This is a genomic window from Elusimicrobiota bacterium, assembly GCA_026388075.1.
Classification (GTDB): domain Bacteria; phylum Elusimicrobiota; class Endomicrobiia; order Endomicrobiales; family JAPLKN01; genus JAPLKN01.
The window spans coordinates 1-6,951 of the sequence record JAPLKN010000132.1 but is presented as its reverse complement, the minus strand read 5'-3'; the positions used below and the strand labels follow the sequence as shown (position 1 = coordinate 6,951).

At 38.3% G+C, this 6,951-nt stretch carries 9 protein-coding genes; all 9 read left to right on the top strand.

Annotation, left to right across the window (positions count from 1 at the left end):
* A partial coding sequence (locus tag NT145_07285; protein ID MCX5782489.1) for a PfkB family carbohydrate kinase occupies window positions 1-500 on the top strand: 500 nt, incomplete at its 5' end.
* Between the two features lie 347 nt (window positions 501-847).
* Window positions 848-1,573, top strand: a complete 726-nt coding sequence (gene kdsB / locus NT145_07280; GenBank protein MCX5782488.1) for a 3-deoxy-manno-octulosonate cytidylyltransferase — start codon at window positions 848-850, stop codon at window positions 1,571-1,573.
* Window positions 1,570-3,183, top strand: coding sequence for a CTP synthase (locus NT145_07275; protein ID MCX5782487.1), 1,614 nt, complete (start codon window positions 1,570-1,572; stop codon window positions 3,181-3,183). The genes kdsB and NT145_07275 overlap by 4 nt, the downstream gene beginning before the upstream one ends.
* Window positions 3,180-4,022, top strand: coding sequence for a 3-deoxy-8-phosphooctulonate synthase (kdsA, locus tag NT145_07270; protein ID MCX5782486.1), 843 nt, complete (start codon window positions 3,180-3,182; stop codon window positions 4,020-4,022). The genes NT145_07275 and kdsA overlap by 4 nt, the downstream gene beginning before the upstream one ends.
* A gap of 294 nt (window positions 4,023-4,316) precedes the next feature.
* Window positions 4,317-4,571 carry a zinc ribbon domain-containing protein gene (locus tag NT145_07265; GenBank protein ID MCX5782485.1) on the top strand — a complete coding sequence of 85 codons (255 nt, stop codon included), beginning with the start codon at window positions 4,317-4,319 and terminating at the stop codon, window positions 4,569-4,571.
* Window positions 4,572-4,574: 3 nt separating this feature from the next.
* Entirely contained in the window at window positions 4,575-5,111 is a 537-nt protein-coding gene (locus tag NT145_07260) for an HAD hydrolase family protein (GenBank protein MCX5782484.1), read from the top strand.
* The gene (locus tag NT145_07255) at window positions 5,044-5,994 is read left to right on the top strand and encodes a lysophospholipid acyltransferase family protein (GenBank protein MCX5782483.1); all 951 of its coding nucleotides are present in this window, start codon (window positions 5,044-5,046) and stop codon (window positions 5,992-5,994) included. The genes NT145_07260 and NT145_07255 overlap by 68 nt, the downstream gene beginning before the upstream one ends.
* A 45-nt stretch (window positions 5,995-6,039) precedes the next feature.
* Window positions 6,040-6,549, top strand: a complete 510-nt coding sequence (gene lptC, locus NT145_07250; GenBank protein ID MCX5782482.1) for an LPS export ABC transporter periplasmic protein LptC — start codon at window positions 6,040-6,042, stop codon at window positions 6,547-6,549.
* Between the two features lie 17 nt (window positions 6,550-6,566).
* On the top strand, window positions 6,567-6,951 hold a 385-nt coding region (locus tag NT145_07245; protein ID MCX5782481.1), incomplete at its 3' end, for a hypothetical protein.

Below are 6,951 nucleotides of genomic sequence, written 5' to 3'. Positions count from 1 at the left end.
GCGCCAGGATTTTAAAAAAGGCCATAAATCTTGCCAGAAAATACGATATTCCCATTAATGTTGATCCGAAGATAGAAAATTTTATGAGATATAAAAAAGTTACCTGCATTACCCCCAATACCGCTGAAGCGATAGCCGGGATGCATTATCACGGGCCGACAGAAGATAAAAATATAGTTGATTTGGGTAAAAAAATACTTAAAAAACTTGGGACAGATTCTGTTTTGATTACCCGGGGTGAAAAAGGGATGACGTTAATTGAGCACGGGAATAAAATTACCCATATTCCCACAAGAGCGAAAGAAGTGTATGATGTGACCGGAGCCGGGGATACAGTTATAGCAACATTTACTCTGGCACTAGCTGCAAAAGCAAATTTAATACAAGCAGCCGAAATTTCTAATTTTGCCGCCGGCGTAGTCGTGGCAAAACTTGGCACAGCTACGGTTTCGCCGGAAGAGCTTCAGACAGCTATAAAAAATTTCAATAAACCCCGTTAGAAACAATAAAACATAAGAGAACGCGGTAGATGCTAAAAAAGGTTTTCTAAGTTTTCACGGTCTTGAAATTAGAAATGAGGCTGTTGCCGAAGTCAAGCAGTGTCACCTCGTCCGCCCAGGGCGGACGGCATGACGAAAATGGGGTTTGCAACAGCCTCATATTTGATATTTTAATTTTAGACATTAACAATTGTTCGGCTGTTTCTAAGTAGTTTGGGGGGCACCCCGTTAGAAACAGTGAAACGATAAGAAGAAGGAAGGGGTAACGAAAAAAAGAAATACAGCTTTTCGCAGTTTGGGAGATAAAGTATTGTTCGGCTGTTTCTAACGGGGTAAAAACCACTGATATGAAGGCCATCGGAGTTATTCCTTCACGGTACAATTCAACACGTTTTCCGGGCAAACCCCTTTTTGTCATTAATGGTAAAACATTGCTAGAAAGAGTATGGCGAAGAGCCAAAAAAAGCAGGCTTCTTGATGAAATTATAATAGCAACTGACGATCAAAGAATTTTTGAAACGGCTAAAAGATTCAATGCAAAAATTTTCATGACTTCAAAAAATTGCAAAAGCGGAACAGATCGTCTTGCAGAAGTAGCTAAAAAAACAGGCAAAAAATACGATATTTTTATTAATATTCAGGGCGATGAACCTTTGATTTCGCCACTGTTGATTGACAATCTTATTAAAGAATTGAAAAAGAATAAGGAAACCTCCGTTGTAACCGCGGTCTATCCTTTGAAGAATAAAAAAGAAATATTAAGCCCTAATGTAGTTAAAACTGTTTTAGACAAAAAAGGTTTTGCATTATATTTTTCAAGATACCCTATTCCCTATAATAGGGACAAAAAAAAAGCGAGATATTATAAGCATATCGGTATTTACGGATACCGCAAGGATTTTCTGATTAAATTTTCCGCAATGGCTCAAACCGGCTTGGAAAAGACTGAACAGCTTGAGCAGCTGAGAATTCTTGAAAATGGCTTCAAAATTAAAACAATTCTTTCAAAAACTGATTCCTTAGGAGTCGATGTTCCACAAGATATTAAAAAAATTCAATGGATGCTTTCATGACAACAAAGTACGTTTTTGTTACCGGAGGCGTTGTTTCATCTTTAGGCAAGGGAATAACCGCGGCATCATTGGGGTGCCTTCTTAAGGCGCGGGGCCTAAAAGTTAACATTTTAAAGTTTGATCCCTATCTTAACGTAGATCCCGGCACAATGTCTCCTTATCAGCATGGGGAGGTTTTTGTAACTGTTGACGGAGCGGAAACCGATTTAGACCTGGGTCACTATGAAAGGTTTTTGGACCAGGACATGCACCGCGAAAATAATGCTACTTCCGGACAGGTCTATGAAGCAGTAATTAGCGCGGAAAGAAAGGGCGATTATCTAGGCAAAACTATCCAGGTTATTCCTCATATCACAAACGAAATAAAAAGCCGGCTTAAAAAAATTACTTCAGGATATGATGTTATCATTGTTGAGATAGGCGGGACTGTGGGCGATATTGAAAGCCTGCCGTTTCTTGAGGCCATAAGACAGTTCAGGCTTGAGGTAGGACGGGAAAACGTTTGTTACTGCCATGTTACATTGATTCCTTATATAAAAGCTGCGGAAGAAATGAAGACTAAACCGACGCAGCACAGCGTTATGAAGCTTAGGGAAATAGGGATTGAACCTTCCATGCTTATTTGCCGCATGGAAAAAAATCTTACTGAAGAGTTAAAAAACAAGATAGCGCTTTTTTGTAACGTTGAACCGCGGGCCGTAATAGAAGAAAAAGATGTGGGTTCTTCCATTTATGAAGTTCCGCTTCTTCTTCAAAGACAGAAGATGGATGATCTGGTTCTTGAATATCTGGGACTTACAGCAAAAAAACATAACCTTGAAGACTGGGAAAAAATGGTCCATAATTTCAGGTTTCCGAAACATGCTGTTATTGTCGCGGTTGCAGGAAAATATACCGAACTAAAAGATGCGTATAAAAGCATATGGGAAGCTTTAAAACACGGTGGTGTAGCCAATGAAACATCAGTTGAGGTGCGTTATCTTGACGTGGAAAAGGAAGGTATTGAAGAAGATCTTGCCTCAGTGGACGGAATCCTGGTCCCGGGAGGGTTCGGAGATCGGGGAATTGAAGGAAAAATCAGGGCTATTAAGTATGCCAGAGAAAACAAGATTCCTTTTTTTGGTATTTGTCTCGGGATGCAGTGCGCTGTTGTAGAGTTTGCGCGCAACGTTCTTGATTGGAAGGATGCAAATTCAACCGAATTTAATCCGAAAACTAAGCATCCGGTAATAGATATTATGGCAGAACAGCGCAAGGTAAAAAGAAAAGGCGGCACAATGCGCCTTGGCTCTTATCCGTGTACATTGAAAGACGGAACACATTCTCATAAAGCGTACAAAAAAGATGAAATAAGCGAGCGTCACCGGCATAGATACGAATTTAACAATAAGTACCGCGAGCGGTTTGAAAAAGAAGGCCTGACCGTTGCAGGGATTAACCCAAAGAAAAAGCTGGTTGAAATTATTGAATTAAAAAATCATCCATGGTTTTTAGCGGTACAGTTCCATCCGGAATTTCAGTCCCGCCCTGCAAGGCCGCATCCTCTTTTCAAGGATTTTATAGGGGCATCTCTTAAAAACAGGCTTGTGAAAGAAAATAAAATTGTATGAAAGAAAAAACAGTCAGTTTAAAATCATTTGATATTAATTTAGCGAACAACCTGCCACTTATCCTTGTCGCAGGGCCTTGTGTAATTGAAAATGAAAAATCAATTCTAAAAACCGCAAAAGAATTAAAAAGAATATCTCAGGATTTTGATATTCCGCTAATTTTTAAAGCTTCCTATGATAAAGCTAATCGAACATCATTAAAATCTTTTCGCGGCCCGGGATTAAAAAAAGGCCTAGAAATTTTATCAAGAGTAAAAAAAGAGTATTTGCTTCCAATTCTTACTGATGTTCACTGTGAAAACGAAGTTAAATACGCGTCAAAAGTTGCAGATATTTTACAAATCCCGGCATTTTTATGCCGGCAAACTGATTTGATACTCGAATGCGCGAAAACAAAACTCCCAGTCAACGTGAAAAAGGGGCAGTTCCTTGCACCTGAAGATATTTTTCATGTAGTTGAGAAAATTGAAAGCCAGAAAAACCATAACATAATTCTTACTGAAAGAGGAACATCATTCGGATATCATAATCTTGTCGTTGATATGAGATCTATTGCAATAATGAAAAAAACGTTATATCCGGTTATTTTTGACGCAACGCATAGTGTTCAGCTTCCAGGCGGGCTTAAAAAATCATCCGGAGGCCAAAAAGAATTTGTTGAGACATTGTCGCGGTCTGCGGTATCTTTAGGAATATCGGGTATTTTTGTTGAAGTTCATGAAAATCCATCTAAAGCTTTATCGGACGCTTCTAACAGTTTGAGTTTTGAAGAATTAAAAAAACTGATACCAGTTTTAAAAGGCATAGATGGATTGGTAAAAAGCAGTGATAAGGGATAGGGGCTTTCTCGTCCTCGACCCATAGGGTCTATGGACCCGAGGGCCCCTGCACCCCAGAGTTCATTTTCTTTGCATGCCCAAAGAAAATGAACCAAAAGAAATGCACCCCGTGAGCCATTCGCTTCGCATTTTTCGGAATCTTTGCGAACTCGCCTCGCCTGATGTACGGCGGGCTCAAACACCGCAAAGATTAATTACCGAAAAATGCTTCAGACTCATAAGCGGCTCAATGGGGGAAAACTGTAGAACGTGACTCTTAAAATATGGAAAGGTTAGTTTCAAAGAGAGAAAACAATGAAATGCCCGAAATGCCAAGCGGAAAATAAGGATTACGTGAAAAACTGCAAAAAATGCGGTTATGATTTTACTATTGTACCGCTTTGGCAGCCTACATGGAAATGGCATTTGAAAACTCTTTCTATCGTATATTCTGTATTAATAATATTGTTTTTCTTCTTAAACATTGTTCTAAAACCATACCTGCGGCAAATTCCTAAAGATATCACACCTTGGCTTAAAGAGATTCCTAAGAAGGAGTCTGTTGGATAATCTATGAAACTTTCAAGAAAGCTGAGTTCTCTGGCAAAAAAAATTCAACTTATTGCAATGGATGTTGACGGAGTGTTAACCGGGGGTGAAATTATTGTTTTAGATTCCGGTAAAGAAATCAAGATATGGAACGTAAAAGACGGCTTCGGGTTTCATCTTGCGCAATTGAGCGGCGCGGGATTAAAATTTGCCTGGATTACCGGCGGAAAATCAGATGCCGTTCGAAATCGTTCTAAAGCCCTTGGTATTGATATTTTATATCAGGAATGCATGAGAAAAAAAGAAGCGATAATTGAAATTTCAAAAAAATTGAAAGTTTCTTTGAACCAAACACTTTTTATAGGGGATGATCTTTTGGATATTCCTGTTTTTCGTTCCGTGGGTTTTTCTGTCTGCCCTTCTGACGCTCCTTTTGAAGTAAAAAAAGAAGTTGACTATATTTCAAAAATACCCGGAGGAAAGGGGGTTGTACGTGAAGTTGTTGAGATTGTTCTTAAGTCCCGCGGTCTTTGGAAAAAAGCAACTGATTTATATCTATGAAAAAATTTATAGATATATTTATTATTTGATAATTATTTCATTATTTAAGGTAGCCCAGTTATTGCCTTATAAAACTGCAGTAAAATTTGGAGGTTTTCTTGGGCTGGTTGCATATTATGTTATTAAAGTATCCAGAGAACCGGCAATAATTAATCTTAAAAACTCTTTTCCGGAAAAATCTCCCGAAGAAATACGCTTGTTAGCCAAAAATATTGGGGTAAAAACGGGAAAAAATATTTTCGAATTTCTTTATTATCCGAAATTAAGTTCAGCGGATTTGGGACGGATTGTGGAAATTGAAAATGAAAATATTTTAGCTGACGCAGTTAAAAAAGGGAAAGGCGTATTACTGGCCAGCGCGCATTGCGGGAACTGGGAGTTTTTAGGGGCGGCGATGGCTTCAAAAGGGTATCCTGTAAACGTGATTGCCAAGAAAAGTTATCTAGATAGGGGCAATAAAATGCTTTTGAATTTCAGGATATCCAAAGGCCTAAAGATAATTTTTCGGGATCAAAGCGATACCGCGCGAAAAATGCTGAAAGCTTTAAAAAACGGCGAAATTCTTGCTTTATTGATTGATCAGGACACTTCGGTTCCGGGCGTATTTGTCAATTTTTTTTCGCGGCTTGCCTGGACACCTTCCGGATTAGCAACCCTTGCTTTAAAAACTGAAGCAAAGGTTGTGCTGGCTCTTGATGCTCGCCTTCCTGATGACAGGCATAAAGTGGTAATCACGCCGATTGAAATAAGCAAAACCGGAAATTTTGAGAATGATGTTTTAAAAAACACTCAACATGTTACCAGCTTAATAGAAAATCATATAAGACAATATCCGGACCAGTGGGTTTGGTGGCATAAAAGGTGGAAGACCAGGCCTAGCTAAAGACAGTGGTAAGTGATAAGCGGTAAGGGGTAAGCTAAAGGCAAGATGAAAAACATATATAGTTTTATTTTTTTGACAACGCTAATTTTTATCGGGTGTAATAACAATAATATTCCGATTAAAGAAGTGACTCAAGTTCCCGATCAGGCGATAGAAAATTTTACAGTTACCGAAACTGTGAGCGGGAAACGCCACTGGGTAATGGAAGCCCCTTCGGCAAAAATATTTGAAGAACAAAAGAAAGCAATACTTATAAGCCCTGCAATTAAATTTTATAAAAAGGGAGAATATTTATCCACATTGACAGCCGAAAAAGGGTCAATAGATATGAATACTTACGATATTACAGGCGAGGGAAAATGTTTTCTTAATACGGCAAAAGGCGAAAACCTTGAAACAACAAACTTAAAATACCTTTCTCAAGCGCAGAAAATAGTTACTGATGAAAAAGTAAAAATTGTCCAAAAAGGCAATACTGTTTATGGAAAAGGACTTGAAGCTACCCCGGATCTTTCAACAATAACTATAAAAAATCAGACTACTGAAATATGGTAACAATTAAGAGATGGTAAGTGGCGGCCAGGAAAAAGGTGAAATTAAAAACAACCATATTTTTAATCACAAGCTTTATTTTATTAAACCTGTTATTTTTTTTAAATGCCGGGGCACAGGAAGAAAAAACCACAGTCACAGGAAATGAAATGAAAATCGTTGACGGGGGAGATAAAATCATTTATTCCGGAAACTCAAAAGTTGTCCGGGGAGAAAATGTTTTAAAAGCAGATAAAATTGTTAGAAATGCAAAAAATAATGTAGTTGAAGCTTCAGGAAACGTAAAATTTTTAACGTTTAATTCGGAAAAAGAAAAAATATCAGGAAAATCAGAAAATGCCAAATACAACATCAAAAGCGGCAAGGGGCAGCTTTGGAACGGGAATCCTAAAATCACGTACTATT